The organism is Desertivirga arenae (genome assembly GCF_017355785.1).
Classification (GTDB): Bacteria; Bacteroidota; Bacteroidia; order Sphingobacteriales; family Sphingobacteriaceae; genus Desertivirga; species Desertivirga arenae.
The window spans coordinates 26,053-47,578 of sequence record NZ_JAFEWE010000002.1 but is presented as its reverse complement, the minus strand read 5'-3'; the positions used below and the strand labels follow the sequence as shown (position 1 = coordinate 47,578).

Below are 21,526 nucleotides of genomic sequence, written 5' to 3'. Positions count from 1 at the left end.
TTTCACGTTTACAAATGATTAAAGAAAGATTTATAGAACTTCTTACAAAGGACCTCGCAGGAGAAATCTCCGATCAGGAAAGGCAGGAGTTGTCTTATCTGATGGGAGAGGATGAATCATACCGCAAGGAAGCTGAGCTATACCGGATGTACTGGGGGAGAAGTTATGAGAAAAAGATAGATAGCCAAGCCGTTTTTAGTAAAGTTCTGGGAAAGATAAAGGAGCGGGAGAGTTTAGAAGAGCCTTCAGTTTCGTTCTTTGAAGAGCCTGAAGTTTTTGAAGAAAGCAAGGTAAAAGGCCCATTTTTGAATCGTTGGTTCACTGCTGGGTTAAAAATAGCGGCTACAGTTTCAATTGCAGTCCTTTCAATGCTTACCTATAATTATGTAAATGACGAAAATACAAGTAAGAGAGGTGAGAATTGGCTGGTAAAAGTTACGCCGCGTGGAGTTAAGTCTTCGTTTATTTTGCCTGATGGTACCCGCATAATCTTAAACGCCGGAAGTAAACTGGAATATCCAAAGGAATTTGATGGCAAAACCCGGGAGGTCTATTTTACCGGAGAAGGTTTTTTCGATGTGAGGGAGGACAAGAAGCATCCTTTTATCATCCATGCTGACGAGATGAATATTAAGGTTCTCGGGACTGCATTTAATGTTAAATCATACAAGGGAGATAAAACCTCTGAAGCCACGCTTATAAGAGGTTCTATCGCAGTTTCAATGAATGATCATCCCGATGAGCGGGTTGTATTAAAACCATCACAGAAACTAGTGATCATGAACAGCAGGGATATATCGAGTGCTGAAAATAAACTATCGCAAAAAGGAGAAACTAATAAAATATCAAAGCTTACAACCATCACCTATTTTAAGGATAGTGATACTACTGCCATAGAGACTTCCTGGGTGGAAAATAAGCTGATATTCAAGCAGGAAGACTTTGAGTCTGTTGCCCGAAAGATGGAGCGCTGGTATAATGTTGACGTGAAGTTTCAGAAGGAAAATGTTAAGGGCCTGAAATTTACGGGAGCGTACGAACAGGAAACTTTAGACGAGGCTTTAAAAACACTTCAAATGACAGAAGGCTTTAGTTTCAAATATAAGATAGAAAAGTCGACAGTAACAATTTATTAACCTCTAATTATTGAATATGAAGTAAAAATGCTACCAAAAAGAAACCGGAAACTATTGGAGTAATTTCCGGCTGAAAAGTGTAATCATTGCTTCCTGCCAGAAGCGAATAATAAACTAAAATCAAGTAAAAATATGGAATTTTTTACACGTCGTCAAGGCGTCAGGGTCCCCTATGGACTTTTAAAGTGTCTTTTTTTGATGAAATTAACCCTAGGATTATTGCTGGTATTTAATTTTCACGCTTTGGCGGGTGCCTTCTCGCAGACCAAGGTTACATTAAACCTTAAATCTGTTGGTTTTCAGGACCTGTTGTCAGAGATTGAAGCTAAAACGGTTTACCGTTTTGTATTCAGCAACAGGAATATTCCAGCTGAGCAGAAAGTGGATGTACGTGTTAAGGATGCAGAGGTATCAAAAGTTCTTAATCAGGTATTACAAAACTCAAGTTTTACTTATAACATTCTTGAGAGCAATCTTATCGTGATTGTTCCAAAAGAAAACCTTGCTCAGGCTGTTATTAAAGGCCGCGTAATTGATGAAACAGGTCAGCCATTAATTGGAGCGGCAGTAAAGGTGAAAGGTGGAGGTGTAGGCACTTCTACTGATGTTAACGGTAACTTCAGCGTAAATGCTGCTGATAATGCAGTATTAGTGATCTCCTATATTGGATATATCACTAAAGAAGTTCCTGTAAACGGACAATCATCTATAACGGTTCGCCTTGATCCTGCTGCAAATAATCTGAAAGAAATTGTGGTAACGTCATTAGGTATCAAACGGGAGCAGAAGGCGCTGGGATATTCTGTTAGCACCTTTAATTCAAAGGACTTAACAGAGGCAGCAAATACAAACGTTGCTTCAGCTCTGTATGGTAAAGCTCCAGGTGTTACTGTTACAACAGCTCCTGGAGGTGCTAGTAGCGCTGTTAATGTACAGATCCGTGGTATTAATTCATTAAATTACAATAAGCAGCCGCTCTATGTGGTTGACGGAATCATGATCCGTAACGATAATCAAAACGGCGCAGCAGGTGCAAACAATGATAACTATTGGGATGATCAAAGGATTAGAGGAAATGGAATTCTGGATATCAATCCTGCTGATGTAGAAAGCATGACGATCCTTAAGGGAGCAAGTGCCACTGCTCTTTATGGTTCAGACGCAGCTAGTGGTGTAATTGTTATTACAACAAAAAAGGGATCGAAAGACCGTGGCTTAGGGGTTGATTTTAACTATGCAGGAAGTCTTGAGAATGCAGCCTTTTTACCCAAGTTTCAAAATATCTATGGACCTGGTTACGATAGAGCTACAAACGTTTCGGCGGGAGGAACAGCAGAAGGCTGGATCCCTGATGCAACATCTCCCAGCGGGTATCGCCCCTACTTCCGAGCTTATGGACAATTTGGTCCCAAGATGGAAGGACAACAGGTCAAATGGTGGGATGGCTCTATTCGTTCGTATTCAGCTCAACCTGATAATTACAAAGATGTATTTGACAATGGCTATAGCTCAAACTTTAACCTTTCGTTGTCCAATCAAAGTGATAAGTTAAACTACCGTCTTTCTGCAACCCGTTTAGATTACAAGGGAACAAATCCAGGCAGCAAACAGGAGAAGAATACGTTTAATTTAAACAGTACTTTAAAGTTAAGTAATAAGTTAAGTACAGACGTAGTTGTAGGCTATATAAATACCTTAACTCATAACAGGCCCTATCAGTTAGGACAGGTGCTTGGTTCATTTGGAGGCTTTTTTAGCCGCACGGAAGACATGAGCTTAATGAAAGAAAAGTTCCAAACTAGTCAGGGTTACAAATACGTTCAGTTAGCAAATGCATCACAGTCACCTGAAGCCTTCATTTATAATATTCGTGCTACTAATCTATTAGATTTTTACTGGAATCAGTATCGCAACAGTTATGATGAGACAGAAAATAGATTGCTGTCTAGCATAACGGCTAACTGGGATGTGGCAAAACATTTGAAACTTAGAGGAAGAATAGGAAATGATTATACTGCTTTAAATATTGAGAACAGGCAATATAATGAAGTTCCTACAGCTTATAACCAACCAACATCAAGTACTGGTGGCTACAATATCTCTAAAGGGTATTATTCTATTCTTTATGGAGACGCCCTCTTAACCTATGCAAATAAAGCTGGAAAAGACATAGATTTCTCTGTTACAGGGGGATTTCAATCAAGAACTGAGAACTATAAAGATCAGGGGACTAATACGGCTAGCGGACTTGTAACAGAAAATTGGTTCTCAATATCGAACTCTTACGCACAAGCAACTACTACTGCTACTAACAAAGAATTGCTACAATATGCAGGTATTGGTATTGCAAACGTAAGCTTCAAGGATTATCTATACCTGGAGGGAACCGCCCGGAAAGAGTACGTTTCGTCTTTGGCACCGGGGTACAATGACTATTTTTACTCTTCGATCAACTCTGGATTCGTATTCTCTGATGCATTTAAAATGCCTTCCTTTATCAGTTTTGGTAAGTTGAGAGCTTCTTATGGGGTAGTAGGTAACGGACCTCCAATGTATGAAGGAAACGTGGCTTATACTCAAAAGTCTATACAGACAGAGAATGGATCTGTACCAGTTCTTACTATGTCTGGCGTTTATGGTAACAGAACTTTGGAGCCGGAAAAGAAGTATGAGACAGAGTTTGGTATGGAGACAAGATTCCTAAAGAATCGGGTTGGATTTGATATCAGTTATTACGATAATACTATCAAGAATCAAATTCTTCAACTACAAACATCTACAAGTGTAGGAGCTACCGGGCAAATTGTTAATATAGGAAAGATCGGTAGCAAAGGTGTTGAACTATCATTGTTTGGAACTCCAGTATCCGGTGCTTTGAAATGGAATACTCGTTTAAACTTTTCATCAGTTAGAACTCGCTTACACGATATTGATGGGCAATCTGATCAATTGACTTTTAAAAATACTGAGCAATCTTCATTACTTATGGTGGCTAAGAGGGGGGGGATATTAGGAGATATTCTTGTGTATCCTCGAGCAACTGATGGAAATGGCAATTACCTTATCAGTGATGAAGGATACTATGTAATGGATAAATCCAGGTATATTAAAGTTGGAAATATTATGCCCAAGGCTACAGGTGGGTTAACTAACTCCTTTAATTTTAAGAGGTTTAATTTAGATTTCACTGTTGACTATCGACTGGGAGGACAAATGATTTCCAATAATACTAAGTATATGATGGGTGCGGGTATGTTTGAAAATACCCTTCAGTACCGTGATGCAGAGCATGGAGGATTACAGTATACTGTTAACGGAGTTACCTACAATGACGGAGTCCTTTTGAAAGGTGTGAATCAGAAAACAGGTGCTGCAAATACGGCAATCTTAAGCGCTGCAGATTACTATCTAACTACATTCGGTTGGGGAGGAGATGCATTAAATGAAGAGGGGTCCGTTTTTGACAACAGCTTTATCAAAATGAGAGAGGCAGTTTTAGGTTATACTCTTCCTGCTTCCGTGTCTAATAAAATGCATGTAAGGAACTTAAGGATTGCGCTAATTGGTCGTAACCTATTTTACTTATGGAAAACGCTGGATAACCTTGATCCGGAAGCTGTTATTGGTAATAGGTGGTATTCTCAAGGGTACGATGTTGGTTCAACCGCCGCTACAAGAAGTTTTGGTTTCACCCTTAACGCTCAATTTTAGTCAGAAACAGAAGCGTCGATCATCAGATCATTGATTATTTGATCGTCATCACGTCTGGTAAATAAAGATCCAATGAAAAAGATATTAATCGCTATATGTTTGTTAGCAGGTTCTGCTACAATGTTATCAGGTTGTAAAGATCAACTTGAGGAAAAATATTTCAACCCTGATAAATCAACAACAGCAGATGTTCCTGGATTATTTTCTGCAATGCTCAACAATGACCGAGTACGCCCTTCCTATTGGAATGTGAGAACATTTTTACTTCCTCATGCAGCTGTATATAGTCAAACGGCTTCATTTACCAATGGAAATACGGCCTACCAGCAAAATGAGAATTATGCTCAGGGCTATTGGAATGACTTTTATGCGCCCACAAGTAATGGCGGAGGTCCATTGAGCCTTTATAGGGAAATGGAAAATGCTTATTCTGCCATGCCTGCAGACCAGCAGAAAACGAATGAAGTTATTATGAAAGCGGCAATGGTAGTTTTGTACGATGAGGCTTCAAAAATGGTGGATTTGTGGGGTGATATTCCTTTCTCGGAAGCAGGAAGTTTACATTCCAACAGTACTATTACTTACGGTAAGTTTGATGATCAGAAAGAACTTTACAGTACAATCATTTCTGGCCTGGATGCAGCCTCGACTTATTTTAGTACAGCTACAACAAATGCCACTTTCTCCAGATATGATATTTTGTTATCGGGAAATGTCGACAAATGGAGAAGATATGCAAATTCGATACGCCTTCGCTTGTTAATGAGAATGTCCAATGCAGAGGAAAATACTGCTAAAACGGAAATCCTTAAAATGCTGGCTAGTCCGACTCAGTACCCATTGGTAGATGGCGGAAATGTTGCTGCATACAACCCTGCTAGCTCAGATATATTACTACGTCCATTAACAACTAATACAGACAATCTTAATTCCGCTTTAACGGAAATCGGGTCTTATTCGGCACCTGATTATATGCTTAACACTGTTATGCTTCCTGCGAACGATCCGAGAATTCCGGTAATGTTTGATAAGTATGGCAGAACAACAAATAATGTTTTTGTTCCAAATCCTACCTGGAGGGCTCAGCCTGTTTCATTTACTTCTGAACAACAAGCTAGTACTTTGGCTGATTACGCTATATTAGATTCGGCGACTTTCCTGCAGAACCGGAACATGCCCGGAATTGTGATAACCGCTCCTGAAGTTAATTTTATAAAAGCTGAGGCTTATCAAAGATGGGGTGGAGGCGACGCAAAAGCTGCATATGATCTTGCTTTGAGACAGTCAGTAACCTTCTATTATTTTTTAAATCATCTTAATACTACGCTTAAAACCGAGGCTACTCCAGCCACCAGTGTAATCGATGCATTTGTAAATAACTCTTCAGCCAGCTATACTGGAACGGATGCTCAGAAATTGTCAAAGATATATACACAAAAGTGGCTACATTTTGGATTCCTTCAATCAATACAAGCATGGTCTGAATATCGCAGGACTAATACTCCTTCATTAACTTTCCCTGTACAAACTCTGGTAAATTATCAAAATCCGCCTACACGGCTTGTTTATCCTTCAGAGGAGAAAACCTTTAACCCTAACTACGACGCAGTAAGGGCAGAAGATACCAGAACAACTAAAATTTTCTGGGACGTTAACTAACTCCCTTCATTCTTGTCAGGTTGCATACCGCAGCCTGACATTTATTCCCCTTTTAACGCACATTATGTGTGTTAAGGCTTTCTTATGTCTAAATTTTTATGATCCACACTGCTAAATACACACTTAAATCAGGAGCGCAGAAGTTGAAGACTGTTTTCGGGTTATCAATTCCCCTTAGCCTTTTACTTTTTTCTGCTGCTACTGCTCAACAAAACTATAATTTCACAAAAGGCCTTGTGGCACCATCTGTACATCGTTACGGTCGCGAGGCATTATATAAAGATTTTTTCGCCCTTAATTATTACAAGGGTGCAATAAAAACACCATTTGAAAATGCCGACCTTTTAACCAATGATAAGGGTGAGAATATTTCCTGGAGATCATTGGCTGTAAACACAGATAAAAAATTTAAAGATAGGTCGCTAAGCAACGGCTACCTGTATCTTACTTACCAGTCAGATAAGGAGCAAAAGGCCATCTTACATGTAAGCGGTAATAACATGGTTTATGTAAACGGAGAACCTAGAGCGGGAGACTTGTATGCATACGGCTATCTTTATTTACCGGTCCAGCTAAAAAAAGGCCTGAACGAGTTTTATGTTAGAGGAAGCAGTTTTTCCTCAGAAGAGGGGATAGCTGCAGAACTTCTATTTGATCAGAAATTAACATTCCTGAATATAAAAGATCCGACTTTACCTATTATCATCGCTGGGAAGGATAAGAACGTACTTTCTGGTGCAGTGGTAATAGTAAATAATACAGACAAGATATTAAGCGGACTTAAGATCAACAGTAAGCTTGAAGGAAAAACAGCGACTTTAAACGTTCCTTCCATCCCTGCAATGTCGGTACGGAAGGTTCCATTTAACATTGATCCTTCGGCTATTTCTGCTAAAGGCATGTACGATTGTTCTCTTAGTCTCCTGAAGGGATCCTCAACTCTCGACGTACAAAATATCCGGATTGAGGCAGTAACGGAAACCGAGGATTATAGCAGGACTTTTGTCAGCAATGTCGATGGAAGTACTCAATACTTCAGTGTAAGTCCTCAGAAGCAAGGAGGAAAATCTACCCCTGATCTATTCCTTTCAGTTCACGGAGCTGGAGTAGAGGCCATCAATCAAGCCCGGGCTTACAAAAGCAAGGAAGAAGGAGTACTGGTAGCAGCAACGAACCGCCGTCCAAGGGGATTTAACTGGGAAGACTGGGGAAGGATTGATGCATTGGAGGTATTAGGGATAGCGAAAAAGGAATTTAAACCAGATCCTAAACGCATATATCTAACAGGACACTCCATGGGAGGTCATGGTACCTGGTACCTTGGAGCCACGTATCCTGGTATGTGGGCTGCCATCGCTCCCTGTGCGGGGTATCCAACATTGGCAGGTTATGGCTCTGCTGACGGAAAAATTCCGGATATTTCGGGAAAGCCAGCTGTGGAGAAACTGATCTTGCAGGCAAGCAATCAAAGTGATGTTTTTCAGCTTGCTAAAAATTATAAGGCGGGAGGTGTGTATGTGCACCATGGAGACAGTGACGAAGTGGTTACTGTTAATTTTGCACGCCAGATGCACCAGGTACTTGCTGGATTTCAAAAGGATATGAGTTATTACGAATATCCTGGGGGGACTCACTGGTTCGGAGATGAAAGCGTTGATTGGGCTCCTCTTTTCGAATATTTCAAATGGCACACGATACCTGCTGATACAGCGGTGAAAGATGTTGATTTTACAACGGCTAATCCCGCTATTTCCTCTTCCTTCCACTGGGCTTCTATTCTTCAACAGCAGGAGTCACTGAAATATAGCCGCATCCGTTTATCCCGTTCGAATGATTTAAAAACAATTAGCGGTACAACGGAAAATGCCTCTGTTGTCTCATTCGATCTAAGTGGCCTTTCGGCGGGTACTCCTGTTAAGATTGCCTTGGATGGTAGTGAGATAAAGTACAGTACAAAGTCTGGTTCAGACAAGGTGTTCTTGAGAAGGAATAATAGCCAATGGACGATTGGAAATGCTCTATCCGAAACAGAAAAAGGTACCGTAAGGAATGGTACGATTAAAGAAGCATTCAATAACAGAATGGTCTTTGTTTATGGTACTTCAGGATCTGCAGCAGAAAAAGCCTGGGCCTATAGCAAAGCAAGATACGACGCTGAATCATGGTATTACAGAGGCAATGGAAGTGTGGATGTTGTTGCTGACAAGGAATTTAGTCCCTCAAAGTATGCCGAGCGTGGTGTAATAATTTACGGTAATGCAAGTACCAATTCGGCTTATAATAAATTATTGAAAAATTGCCCGATCAAAATAGACAAGGGGGTAGTAACCGCGGGAAATCAAAAGTACAGAGGTGATGATCTTGCAGCTTATTTCGTTTGGCCTAGAAGTGATAGTAAAAAAGCGTCGGTTGCAGTAGTTGGAGGTAGTGGATTACTGGGTATGAGAGCTGCTGATGCAAACCAGTATTTCGCCGGAGGCAGCGGATTTGCTGACTATATGATCTTTAAATCCGACCTTCTCGAGAAGGGAAGTTCTGCAATTAAGCAGGCTGGTTATTATGGTAACGATTGGAGCCTGGAAAAAGGGCAAAAAATTAGTCAGGATTAAGTTTCTCCTGTAAGCAGTTTTCATCTGAAAATTGTCCTTATTAAACATATTGATTGTTAGTGTTCGAAGTGTTAAAGTGCGGCTTAGCCGCACTCTACACAAAGCGGATGCTGATAAGATCAAAATAAGCTATGAATCCCAAATTCCATATTTACTGTCTTAGTGCTTTTCTGTTTTTTTCAGGGATTACTAATTCCTTTGCTCAGCAGACCGAAGAGAAAAATTCGGTAATTATTGAGAGTACGGATACGTATAGTCAGATTATACAGAAGGCCAGTTTTGTAGTTCCCGCTCCACGTCAATTGCGCTGGCAGCAATTGGAAATGACAGGTTTTATACACTTTGGAATGAACACCTTCACGGGTAAAGAATGGGGAGATGGAACTGATAGTCCGTCAAAGTTCAATCCCACAGCTTTAGACGCAGAACAATGGGTGAGGATTTGTAAAGAAGCTGGGATTAAACAGGTTATCCTAACGGCGAAACATCATGATGGCTTTTGTCTCTGGCCCAGCGCTTATACAGATTACTCCGTTAAAAGCAGTCCCTGGAAGGCTGGAATGGGCGATGTTGTAAAAGAGACTGTAGAGGCTTGCCGGAAATATGGAATAGGCTTCGGTATTTATCTCTCTCCATGGGACAGGAATTCCAAATTGTTCGGTAATAATCAGGCTTATAACGATTACTTCATGAACCAGTTAACAGAACTGCTTTCGAATTACGGACAGGTTGACGAAGTTTGGTTTGATGGAGCTAATGGAGAGGGACCGGGAGGCAAGAAACAGGACTATGACTTTGACAAGTGGTATAGGTTGATCCGTAAGTTGCAACCGCAGGCTGTAATTGCTGTGATGGGGCCGGATGTAAGATGGGTAGGTACTGAAACCGGATATGGAAGGGAAACGGAATGGAGTGTAGTGCCAGTCGACCTGCAGAATCAGGAAAGTGTTGCAGATGGTTCCCAGAAAGAAGTTTCCTTCGCTCCAAAAAACAGGATGGAAGATGATCTGGGTAGCCGGGAGAAGATTTTGAAGGCGAAGGCTTTGGTGTGGTATCCTTCAGAAATAGACGTATCTATACGACCGGGATGGTTTTATCATCCGGAGGAGGATACCCAGGTAAAAAGTCCAGAGAAGTTAACAGACATCTATTTCCACTCGGTAGGAAAAAATGGTGTTCTCCTCCTAAATATTCCTCCTGATACAAGGGGTTTGATTAGCAACAGTGACGTGACCAGCCTTAAAGGTTTTCGATCAATACTTAATAAAACCTTTTCTAGGAACTATGCATCTGAAGGAAAGACCAGTAGCAATAAGCAACAAATAAAAACGCTAACCGATAATGTTTATTCCACTGATTGGACCACCAAAGGAAAAGATTCAACAGCCACTATCAATATTACTTTAAAAGAACCACAGGAAATAGATATCCTTTCCGTTCAGGAGAATATTATGAAGGGGCAGAGAGTTGAGGCTTTCAGTCTGGAGTATAAGAGCAATGGAGAGTGGAAGCTCCTGGCGCAGGGGACCACAGTAGGCTATAAACGACTGTGTAAATTTCCTGCAGTTAAAGGGAAAGAGTTTAGAATAAATATCCATTCATCAAGAAGGAACCCGGTTTTAAGTGAGATCGGTTTATACAAGCAATCTTATTAATACAATCAAACACACACCAAAAATGAAAAAGATCCTGGTTGGCTTATTAGTGGCTTTATCGCTTGGAAGGGAACTTCGGGCGCAGGTAAGTATTATTCCCCGTCCGGCAGAAATGAGCCTTTCCCAATCGAAAGGCAGTTTTACGCTTAGCACAGGTACCCCGATTGTTTACAAGCAACAGGGCTTGAAAAAATCAGCCGGTTTTTTGAAAACCTATTTGCAGGATTTCTATAACCTGAACCTTCAGGAGAACCCCAAGCAAACATCAAAGGGTGTTTATCTGAACCTTGACAAAAAGTCTGGAACAGCTGATAATTCATATTCTTTAACCGTTAAGAAGGAGGGCGTTTTTATCAATGCAGGAACAGAGACGGGTATCTTCTATGGTGTTCAGTCGCTGATACAAACCCTGGATCCGGCAAAGAAAAGTCTCGATATCCCGTTTTTAACTATTAAAGATAAACCTCGTTTCGATTACCGCGGAATGCATCTTGATGTAAGCCGGCATTTCTTTCCCGTTTCTTTTGTAAAAAAATACATAGATTATCTTGCCCTACATAAGATGAATTACTTCCACTGGCACCTTACAGACGACCAGGGTTGGAGGATTGAAATAAAGAAATACCCTAAGCTAACGGAAGTTGGGTCTGTTCGTAAGGGAACGATAATAGGACATTACCCGGGCACGGGGAACGACAACACGCCGCATGGAGGATTTTATACCCAGGAGCAGATTAAGGAGGTGGTTAAATATGCCGCCGACAGGTATATAACAGTGGTTCCTGAAATAGAGATGCCTGGTCATGCCTCTGCTGCTCTTACAGCTTACCCTTACCTTGGTTGTACAGGCGGGCCTTATAAAGTTCAGGAAACATGGGGTGTTTTTGATGATGTTTTCTGTGCTGGTAATGATAAAGTGTTTACTTTTTTACAGGATGTTATTGATGAAGTTGCCCCTCTTTTCCCTTCTAAGTATATCCATATCGGCGGCGACGAATGTCCTAAGACCAGTTGGAAGAAGTGCCCGAAATGCCAGCAGCGCATAAAGGATCATAAGCTTAAGGATGAGCATGAGTTGCAGAGCTATTTTATCCAGCGCATGGAGAAATATGTAAACGCTAAGGGAAAAACGATTGTCGGTTGGGACGAAATCCTTGAAGGAGGCCTTGCACCTAATGCCGTTGTAATGAGCTGGCGTGGGGAAGAAGGAGGAATTGAGGCTGCAAAGCAGAATCACTATGTAATGATGACGCCGGGTGGCTATATGTACTTCGACCATTCTCAAAGTGCGAGAGAGGATTCACTTACATTCGGGGGCTTTACAACAGTTCAGAAAGTCTATAGCTACGAGCCACTGCCAGCAGCACTACCTGTGGCATCGCATAAGTATATCCTTGGAGCCCAGGCTAATGTCTGGACTGAATATATTACCAATCCTGCAAAAGTGGAATATCAGATCTTCCCAAGGATGAGTGCATTAAGCGAAGTGTTGTGGAGTCTGAAAGAGAGTCGCGACTGGAGCGATTTTGAGAAACGCTTGAAAGTTCAGTTCTCAAGGTACGACTTGTGGAAGGTAAACTATAGCAGGGCATTTTTCGATCCTCTGTCGACGGTTAAGAAAGAAAAATAGATCAATTCAAAGACAGGCCAATGTTGAATTTTAAGGCTATAAACAGGATAGCTCTCTTGTTGCTCTTGCTGCTCGGAATGGATAGCAGCCTTTTCGCTCAAAAGAAGCACTCGTTCGAGATTAAGGAGGGCCAGTTCCTATACGATTCCAAGCCAGTACAGGTACGCTCAGGAGAGATGCACTACGCGCGCATCCCTAAAGAATACTGGCGGCACAGGATGAAAATGTTAAGGGCATTGGGCCTTAATACTGTTGCCACCTATGTTTTCTGGAACTATCATAATACCGCTCCGGGAGTATGGGATTTTCGCTCGGGCAACAAAGACATCAGAGAATATCTGAAGATTGCGCAGGAGGAAGGATTGTTTGTAATCCTTCGACCAGGCCCGTACGCATGTGCAGAATGGGAGTTCGGTGGTTATCCCTGGTGGTTACAAAAGGAGAAGGATCTGGTGATCCGCTCTTATAACAAACCCTTCCTCGATTCCTGTAACCAATATATCCAGCGTTTAGCGGCAGAGGTGAAAGGTTTTCAGGTAAGCAAAGGCGGACCTGTTATTATGGTTCAGGTTGAGAACGAATTTGGATCCTACGTAAATCAAAGAAAGGATATTCCACTTGCCGAACATAAAAAGTACAACGAGGCAATTAAAGGGATGCTTTTAAAATCTGGTTTCGAAGGACCATTTTTTACAAGTGATGGATCATGGCTTTTTGAGGGCGGCGCTCTTGCCGGGGTTTTACCCACTGCGAACGGAGAAAACAATATTGATAATCTAAAAAAGGCCGTCGACAAGTATAATGGAAATAAGGGGCCATACATGGTAGCTGAATTTTATCCTGGCTGGCTGGATCATTGGGGCGAACCCTTCGTCAGGATTTCCGCGGAGGAAGTAGCTAAGCAAACAGAAACTTATCTGAAAGCGGGAATCAGCTTCAACTATTATATGGTTCATGGGGGAACAAACTTCGGTTTTACTTCCGGCGCTAATTATAATAATGAACATGATATTCAACCGGATATTACCAGTTACGATTATGATGCTCTCGTTTCAGAACCAGGCTGGGTTACGCCAAAATATACCGCAATAAGGGAACTTCTGGCAAAGTATACCAAGGGGAAACTTCCTGAAGTGCCTCCTGCCTTGCCTGTTATTTCACTCGGTCCCCTGCGCTTTTCCAAAACCGTAGTGCTTTCAGACCTAAAGAAGCCGATAAGGCCTGTTTCTAATGTTCAGCCTTTGAGTTTTGAGGATTTAAACCAGGGTCATGGGTACGTGCTGTACAGTAAACGTTTTAACCAACCTGTACAAGGGAAGCTGAAAGTTGAAGGATTGCGTGATTATGCAACCGTTTACGTAAATGGAATGAGAGTGGGGGTGTTAAACCGTATGCTTAACCAGTATGAACTGGAGGTTAACATTCCTTTCAATAGTACCCTGGAGCTGCTTGTTGAGAATATGGGCAGGATCAATTACGGCGAAGAGATCGTGAATAATAGAAAGGGGATAATAAGTCCCGTTAAGATCAATGATTTCGAGATCTCGGGAGGTTGGGAAATGTACAAAATGCCGTTCGAAACTGTTCCAAATATGGAGAATTTCAATAACCGTAATAAACAAGGTCAGCCTGCGATGTATTACGCAAGTTTCGACCTTCAAAAAACAGGAGATACTTTCCTTGATATGCAGGGCTGGGGAAAAGGGATTGTTTTTGTTAATGGTCACAATCTGGGGAGGTATTGGAATGTTGGTCCCCAGCAAACGCTTTATGTTCCCAGTTGCTGGTTAAATAAAGGTAAAAATGAAATTGCTGTTTTCGAGCAGCTGAATGATACCATAAAAGAGAGCATCACGGGAATAGAAAAGCTTATTCTTGAACAGTTAATCTCAACACCCTAAGTTCTAAATGACTCATAAATTAATAAAATATTCTTTCTGCTGTGTTTTGTCTTTGTTCTTGTTTGGTGGAGGCAGTGCGGCTCTTGCTCAAGCTCCTGCACCGGCAAAAGCAGCAGATTTTAAACACCTTTTTACTCCTCCTTTAGCTTATGTTGCCGGATATGCGAAGGTCGCCCCGGAAATAGACGGAGATGTTTACGGAGATAAAGTATGGGAAAGGGCGTTGTGGACAGAAAGCTTTTCAGATATTGAAGGGGATCTGAAACCAAAACCCCGGCATAACACCAGGGCAAAAATGCTTTGGGATAAAAACTGTTTATATATCGCTGCAGAAATGGAAGAACCTGGTGTCTGGGCTAATATTACCAAACACGATGAAGTGATCTTCTATGATAACGACTTTGAAGTTTTTATAGATCCCGATAATAATACACACCAGTATTTTGAAATAGAGCTAAATGCTCTGAATACCGTTTTTGATCTTTTCCTTTCAAAACCTTACCGTAACAACTCCGGAGCTTTGATCTCCTGGGACGCAAAGGGGATGAAGTCGGCAGTAAAAGTTTTAGGAAGCATTAATGACGCCAGTGATCAGGACAAGGGCTGGACTGTTGAAATGGCTATCCCTTTCTCTTGCATTTCCATCGGCAATGATCCGGTGATCCCTAAGGATGGAAGTCTCTGGCGCATAAATTTTTCAAGAGTTGAGTGGGATACTAAAGGGACGGGAAGCAAGTATGAAAAACTGAAGGACAAGAATGGGAAAGTATTACCGGAAAATAATTGGGTTTGGTCCCCCCAAGGCGTGATTAACATGCATCTGCCGGAGCGTTGGGGGTATCTGCAATTCAGTAGTAAAGAAGAGCCCGGTTCTTTTGTGCTTCCTTATTCTGAGCAACAGAAACAATATCTATGGCTGCTTTACTACCGGCAAAAGGAATATCATTCGAAGCATGGCCGCTATGCTTCCAATATAGCTACCCTTGGTTTTCCAGCAGCTTCTTTCTCCATTTCCGGTAAGCTTAACAGCTTGAACATGGAAGCCGGGACCCGGCAGTTTAACGTAGTTATCAGTGCTGGTAAAAGTTCCTGGAGTATAAACGATGAAGGTTTGATACAAGCTTTGTAGGTATGAGTAATAGACGGAATTTTCTAAAAAAAAGCATTGTAGCAGGAACGGGAATAGCTGCCGCTAATTTTAGCGGACTCTCAACCCTTACAGCAACTGAACTTAAGAGTACCATTGCAAATACTCCGGTTATTAAACACTGGGTATGGATAAACCCGAAGCATGGTGAGAGTGAAAAGGAATTGAAGCAGAGGTACTCTCGTTATTACAGTGCTGGGATTCGTGGCATCTTCTTCGAAGGAGACAGCGAAGTTCATTTCCGGACAGCTAAAGCTTGCAACCTCGAAGCTCATCGCTGGATCTGGACGATGAACAGGGGCGAGAAAAGCCTTCGGGAAGCCAATCCTGAAATATTTGCCATAAATCGTAAAGGGGAGTCCTGTGTTGACAAGCCTCCTTATGTAGACTACTACCGCTGGTTATGCCCCAGCAAGCCCGAAACCCTGGCTTATCTGAAAAAGGATGTGGAGCATAATCTCAATAAGGATTATGTGGATGGTATTCACCTTGACTATGTTCGTTTTTGTGATATAATCCTTCCTGTAAACCTCTGGAAGAATTATAAGATCGTTCAGACCAGCGAACTTCCGGAATACGATTATTGCTATTGCAGCGATTGTAAAAGGAAGTTTAAGGAACAATACGGACAGGATGTCGATCAGCTGGAATATCCCGAAGCCAGTCTTTCCTGGAGATTGTTCCGTTATAATGCTATTACTGGTATCGTTAATCAGCTCGCGGCAGTTGCAGCTTCAAAGAAGAAATCAATAACCGCTGCAGTGTTTCCCACGCCAGAAGTTGCCAAAAGAAATGTGCGTCAGGATTGGGTGAATTGGAACCTTACGGGGATATGTCCAATGATCTATCATGGCTTTTATAAGGAACCGGTGAGCTGGATAGGTGACGCTGTTAATGAAGGGGTAAAAGCACTCAACGGACGCTTTCCTCTTTATGCAGGTGTTTTTCTGCCTGATTTTAAAAATAAAGAGGAACTTGAAGCCGGAATAAAGGTTGCCCTGGATAAGGGTGCCGGAGGGATCTCGCTTTTTGGCGATGTAACGGAAGACGTGCTGAAAAGCCTTGAAAAGTTTAAAAAACACACTTAGACCAAATTATATGAATACTAAAAGATCTTTAATTACCAAAATCCATTTCCTGTTTACTATGTGCTGCATGGGACTGGCATCTCAACTTTCTGCCCAAACAATAGCGGCAGGAGGAACCAAGCCTTTGGGGCCCCTTAGCTCTTATGTTGACCCATATATCGGTACGGGCTTTCATGGGCACGTTTTTATGGGGGTAAATGTTCCCTTTGGTGCAGTTCAATTAGGCCCTACCAATATGTCGGAAGGCTGGGACTGGTGTTCAGGGTATCACTATTCTGATTCGCTTATTATCGGTTTTGCACATACGCATTTAAGTGGTACGGGCATAGGTGATCTGGGAGATATTCTTTTTATGCCGGTAACAGGAGAGGTGAAACCTTCGAAAGGCAGGCCTGGAAATCCGGCATCTGGTTATTATTCTCCTTTTTCTCATAATGATGAAATTGCCAAAGTTGGTTACTACTCGGTTAAGCTCAAAAAGTATAATATCAAGGCAGAACTGACTGCCACAGAAAGGGTTGGGATGCATCGTTATTCCTACCCAAAAGGAACTACGCCTAAAATGGTCATTGACCTTGAACAAGGTATTGGATGGGATGGTTCGGCTGAGAACTATGTCAGGAAGGTTAATGATTCAACTATCGTTGGTTACCGGTTTTCTTCTGGTTGGGCAGTAGATCAGCGAATATTTTTTACTGCAGTGTTCTCAGATAAAATCAAAGGATTTTCAGTGTACGACAGTATTTCAGTAAAGAACGGAGCTGAACAAAAAGGAAGAAGGCTCAAAGCCATCCTGACTTTCGACCCATCAAATACAGAGATCTTAGTTAAAGTGGGAATATCGCCTGTTAGTACAGATAATGCACTTGCAAATATAAAGGCAGAAGCGCCAGGATGGAATTTTGAATCCGTCATGAGGAAGGCTGACGAGAAGTGGTCGGATGAACTCGGGAAAGTGAAGATCACTACTGCCGATCCCGCGCAAATGAGAGTGTTTTACACAGCCCTTTATCATACCATGATTGCCCCTTCTTTATTTAATGATCATAATAAGGATTACAGAGGGACAGATAAAAAGATCTATAACAAAGCTTCTTTCAATAACCTCACCACTTTCTCGCTATGGGATACTTACAGAGCGGCACAGCCTCTTTATACTATCCTTCATCCTGAAAAGGTAAGTGACATGGCTAACACGATGCTTGCGATTTACAAACAACAAGGGAAACTTCCCGTGTGGCATCTTCACGGAAATGAAACCAATTGTATGGTGGGTAATCCAGCTATTCCTGTTCTTTCTGAGGCTATACTGAAAGGCTATAAAGGATTCGATCAGAACCTGGCTTTTGAAGCAATTAAAAATTCTTCCATGCTGGATGAAAGGGGACTTTATTATGTGAAGAAGTACGGATTTATTCCTGCAGATAGTATGGCTGAGTCTGTTTCCATCGGTCTTGAATATGCTGTTGCTGATTGGAGTGCCGCGCAGGTAGCAAAGAAGCTGAATAAAAAGGACGACTTTCAGTACTTCAAAAAGAGAGCAGGGTATTATTTGAACTATTACGATCCAAAAGCGGGATTCATGCGCGGACGCTTGTCAGAAAAGACCTGGAGATCTCCATTTAGTCCTTTTGAGTCGATCCACGAGAAGGGGGATTTTACAGAGGGAAATGCGTGGCAGTATACCTGGTTAATTCCGCATGATGTTGAGGGGATGATCTCTATGCTTGGGGGCGAGAAGCCGTTTCTGAATAAGCTGGACTCCTTATTCTTCATCAAAGGCGACATGGGAGCAAAAGCCTCGAACGATATTACAGGACTGATCGGATCTTATGCTCAAGGCAATGAGCCGGGACATCATATCCCTTACTTATACGCCTATGCGGGACAGCAGTGGAAAACTGCGGAGAAAGTGAGATATATTATGGACAATCTCTATACCGATAAGAACGATGGTTTGTGTGGTAATGAAGATGTGGGACAGATGTCGGCCTGGTATATCTTTTCGTCGCTTGGATTTTATCCTGTAAACCCAACTTCAGGGGCCTATGTGTTTGGAAGTCCCCTTGTGAATTCTGCAGAATTGAAGGTAGCAAACGATAAGACCTTGAAAATCCAGGTGCTGAATAACTCAAAGCAGAACAAGTATATCCAAAAAATTCTCTTCAATTCTAAGCCCTACACAAAGGCTTATATCATGCATAGTGATCTTATGCAAGGAGGAACGCTTCAGATAGAAATGGGAGCAGAGCCTTCCCGCACGTTTGGACAGAAAAAGTCAGACCGCCCACGGTCTGAGTATAACTAGTAGGACATTTAATACGCACACATGAAGAAATATTTAGTAACACTTTTTCTGGGCTTTCTGACTCTGACTTCCTCTATAGCCCAGAATAAAGTGGAGTTAAACACCGGCTGGCTTTGTCAGCAGGCGGGAAAGGTTAAAGACAATGGTAGCAGTTTATCTCAAACAGCAACAACACTCTCCGGTTGGATGCCTGCGGTCGTTCCCGGTACTGTACTTACCAGCCTTTTACATAATAAGCTGATCCCTGATCCTTTCTATGGGATGAATAATGAAAGGATCCCGGATATTTATAAGACGGGCAGAGATTATTATACCTATTGGTTTGTAAAGGATTTTGAACAAAAGCAGGAGAGGGGACAACAATTCTGGCTTAGTTTCAGAGGGATCAATTATAGTTGCGATGTCTTCCTTAATGGTAAGAAGTTGAATAGCTCTGAGCATAAAGGGATGTTTCTGCGCAAAACTTACAATATAAGCTCCTTGCTGGCAGCTGATGGAAAAAACCGGTTGGCAGTGATCGTATATCCGCCCGATCCGGTGGGTAATCCAAATGGCGGCCAGGGAGGTGATGGAGTTATTGCAAGGAATGTCTCGCATCAGTATGTGGCGGGTTGGGACTGGATCCAGCCCATCCGTGATAGGAATACCGGGATATGGGATAAGGTTTATATTGAGAAGACAGGTTCGGTTAATATCAAGGATCCGCATCTTGTCACACTGGTTCCTGGTGTACGTCAGCCCGAGGGACCGCAGAAACCTGCTACCCTAAAACTTAGTGCTACCCTCGAAAATTCAGGTTCCGTTCCAGTGAAAGGCGCTTTGGAGTATGAGCTTAATGGGAAGCTGGTTTCAAAACAGGTAGAGCTTAAACCAGGAAATCATGAGGTCTCTCTTCCTGATTTTACAATAGAAAATCCCAGGCTATGGTGGCCGCATATGTACGGTCGCCAGGAACTTTACAATTTTAAACTCCGTTTCGTAACAAGAGATAAGCAAGAGTCTGATTTCGAAAACATCAGCTTCGGTGTTCGTGAGATCCAGACTAGCTTTAACACGAAAACTGAAAGTCGCCAGGTTTTTGTCAACGGACAAAAGATCTTTATCAAAGGGGGGAACTGGATCATTTCAGACGCGATGCTGCGGTTCAGTAATGAACGATATGACGCAGAAATACGACACCACCGGGATATGAACCTTAACCTCATCCGTATCTGGGGCGGTGCTTTGATTGAGAGACCTGAATTTTACCAGGCTTGCGATAAGTACGGTTTGCTTGTTTTTCAGGATTTCTGGATGTCGGGCGATTGCAATGGCCGTTGGCTGGATCCACTTAAAAAGGAAGATCAGTGGACCAGGAGAAAGTATCCTGATGATCATAACCTTTTCCTTGAATCGGCTGCAGATATGATTAAAATGGTTCGTAATCATCCATCCCTGGCAATGTGGTGCGGTGGTAATGAGATGACTCCCCCGGATGATATTCTTGTTCCACTCAGAGATTCTTTGCTTCCTTCACTGGATGGCACCAGATGGTTTGTCGATTATTCGAACTCGGATTCCATGTCGAGAAATACGATTTGGGGTAACGGTGACGGACCTTACACGATACAACCCATAAGTAAATTCTGGGACTACCGCACTTATCCTTTCAACTCTGAAGTGGGTTCCGTAGGGGTTGGCGATTATGAATCCCTGGAGCGTTTTATTCCTGAAAAGAATATGATTGCCCCTAAATACATACCTGCAACGACAAAAAATCCCAAAGCTGAAGAGATTGTAGATTCCGTGTGGGACTACCATAAATATAAAGGAGTGGGTTATGAAGGTTTTATAGAGCCCTATGGAACAGCTTTAGACGCAAGGGATTTTGCCAAGAAAGCGCAGCTTGTCAACTACGACCAGTATAGGGCCTTGATGGAAGGCTTCAGCTCGCACATGAACGATTGGTATACGGGAGTTATTATTTGGAAAACACAGAACCCGTGGACCGCAATGCGAGGCCAGATGTACGATTATTATCTGGATCCGAATGCCTGTTTGTACGGCTTAAGGAAGGGTAGCGAAGCTGTTCATGTTGCTTATAATCCTGTGGACGGAATGGTTACGGGAATAAATAACTCCCTTAAAACCTATAAGAACCTGATGCTTCAAATTAAAGCATATTCTATGGAGGGAAAAGATTCGCTTATAACCCAGGTTTTTATGGGATTGGAAGCGGGCGGAACCAAGAAGTTTTTGCCTGTAAAAGACTTCGTAGATAAAATGGCTGCAGATAAAGGCATGTTCCTATCTGTGAAACTTCTTGACGAAAACAAAGAGACAATAAGTGACAATTTCTACTGGCTGGCGGATAAGAACGGACGTTACTCTGGATTGAATAGCCTGAAAAAGGTTAAACCAGTAGTGACAGCTAAAAAGTTAGATGCAGGCAAAATTCAGGTCACAGTTTCCTGCCCTGCAAACGGTGGTGCTGTTTCCTTCTTTAACCGGGTATCTGTCGTTCATCCTCAAACGCGCCAAAGAATTCTACCTGCTTTTTATTCCGATAACTACATCTCAGTGATTCCTGGGGAAAGCAGGTCCTTAGTCGTTGAGTATCCGGAGCCTAATGATAATGTAGCTCCTATTATTTCAATAAACGGATGGAATACGTCCGAACAATTTATAATTCCGAATCCATAA

The 21,526-nt window shown here is 42.1% G+C and carries 11 protein-coding genes; all 11 read left to right on the top strand.

Annotated elements, in window-relative coordinates; genetic code table 11:
- The first annotated feature begins 14 nt into the window (after positions 1–14).
- On the top strand, positions 15–1,136 hold the full coding sequence (locus J4N24_RS04170) for a FecR family protein (RefSeq protein WP_207532400.1): 1,122 nt from the start codon (positions 15–17) through the stop codon (positions 1,134–1,136).
- A 198-nt stretch (positions 1,137–1,334) separates the two neighbouring features.
- Positions 1,335–4,847 carry a SusC/RagA family TonB-linked outer membrane protein gene (locus tag J4N24_RS04165; RefSeq protein WP_207532399.1) on the top strand — a complete coding sequence of 1,171 codons (3,513 nt, stop codon included), beginning with the start codon at positions 1,335–1,337 and terminating at the stop codon, positions 4,845–4,847.
- 72 nt (positions 4,848–4,919) lie between these two features.
- On the top strand, positions 4,920–6,506 hold the full coding sequence (locus J4N24_RS04160) for a SusD/RagB family nutrient-binding outer membrane lipoprotein (protein ID WP_207532398.1): 1,587 nt from the start codon (positions 4,920–4,922) through the stop codon (positions 6,504–6,506).
- A gap of 98 nt (positions 6,507–6,604) precedes the next feature.
- Positions 6,605–9,115: a carboxylesterase family protein gene (locus J4N24_RS04155; RefSeq protein WP_242691507.1), complete on the top strand. Its 2,511-nt coding sequence runs from the start codon at positions 6,605–6,607 to the stop codon at positions 9,113–9,115.
- Between the two features lie 131 nt (positions 9,116–9,246).
- A complete protein-coding gene (locus tag J4N24_RS04150) occupies positions 9,247–10,770 on the top strand; it encodes an alpha-L-fucosidase (RefSeq protein WP_207532397.1) in 1,524 nt (507 codons plus the stop codon).
- 22 nt (positions 10,771–10,792) lie between these two features.
- Positions 10,793–12,400, top strand: coding sequence for a beta-N-acetylhexosaminidase (locus J4N24_RS04145; RefSeq protein ID WP_207532396.1), 1,608 nt, complete (start codon positions 10,793–10,795; stop codon positions 12,398–12,400).
- Positions 12,401–12,420: 20 nt separating this feature from the next.
- Positions 12,421–14,301 carry a glycoside hydrolase family 35 protein gene (locus tag J4N24_RS04140; RefSeq protein ID WP_207532395.1) on the top strand — a complete coding sequence of 627 codons (1,881 nt, stop codon included), beginning with the start codon at positions 12,421–12,423 and terminating at the stop codon, positions 14,299–14,301.
- Between the two features lie 7 nt (positions 14,302–14,308).
- A complete protein-coding gene (locus J4N24_RS04135) occupies positions 14,309–15,430 on the top strand; it encodes a carbohydrate-binding family 9-like protein (protein WP_207532394.1) in 1,122 nt (373 codons plus the stop codon).
- A 2-nt stretch (positions 15,431–15,432) separates the two neighbouring features.
- Positions 15,433–16,536, top strand: coding sequence for a family 10 glycosylhydrolase (locus tag J4N24_RS04130; protein WP_207532393.1), 1,104 nt, complete (start codon positions 15,433–15,435; stop codon positions 16,534–16,536).
- Positions 16,537–16,546: 10 nt separating this feature from the next.
- Entirely contained in the window at positions 16,547–18,844 is a 2,298-nt protein-coding gene (locus tag J4N24_RS04125) for a GH92 family glycosyl hydrolase (RefSeq protein ID WP_242691506.1), read from the top strand.
- A 21-nt stretch (positions 18,845–18,865) separates the two neighbouring features.
- Positions 18,866–21,526, top strand: a complete 2,661-nt coding sequence (locus J4N24_RS04120; protein WP_207532392.1) for a glycoside hydrolase family 2 protein — start codon at positions 18,866–18,868, stop codon at positions 21,524–21,526.

What these genes read in the sequence shown, in the direction of transcription:
- J4N24_RS04170 (WP_207532400.1), top strand. Translation starts at nt 15, where the DNA reads ATGATTAAAGAAAGATTTATAGAACTTCTTACAAAGGACCTCGCAGGA.
- J4N24_RS04140 (WP_207532395.1), top strand. Translation starts at nt 12,421, where the DNA reads ATGTTGAATTTTAAGGCTATAAACAGGATAGCTCTCTTGTTGCTCTTG.
- J4N24_RS04120 (WP_207532392.1), top strand. Translation starts at nt 18,866, where the DNA reads ATGAAGAAATATTTAGTAACACTTTTTCTGGGCTTTCTGACTCTGACT.
- J4N24_RS04155 (WP_242691507.1), top strand. Translation starts at nt 6,605, where the DNA reads ATGATCCACACTGCTAAATACACACTTAAATCAGGAGCGCAGAAGTTG.
- J4N24_RS04160 (WP_207532398.1), top strand. Translation starts at nt 4,920, where the DNA reads ATGAAAAAGATATTAATCGCTATATGTTTGTTAGCAGGTTCTGCTACA.
- J4N24_RS04145 (WP_207532396.1), top strand. Translation starts at nt 10,793, where the DNA reads ATGAAAAAGATCCTGGTTGGCTTATTAGTGGCTTTATCGCTTGGAAGG.
- J4N24_RS04125 (WP_242691506.1), top strand. Translation starts at nt 16,547, where the DNA reads ATGAATACTAAAAGATCTTTAATTACCAAAATCCATTTCCTGTTTACT.
- J4N24_RS04135 (WP_207532394.1), top strand. Translation starts at nt 14,309, where the DNA reads ATGACTCATAAATTAATAAAATATTCTTTCTGCTGTGTTTTGTCTTTG.
- J4N24_RS04130 (WP_207532393.1), top strand. Translation starts at nt 15,433, where the DNA reads ATGAGTAATAGACGGAATTTTCTAAAAAAAAGCATTGTAGCAGGAACG.
- J4N24_RS04150 (WP_207532397.1), top strand. Translation starts at nt 9,247, where the DNA reads ATGAATCCCAAATTCCATATTTACTGTCTTAGTGCTTTTCTGTTTTTT.
- J4N24_RS04165 (WP_207532399.1), top strand. Translation starts at nt 1,335, where the DNA reads ATGAAATTAACCCTAGGATTATTGCTGGTATTTAATTTTCACGCTTTG.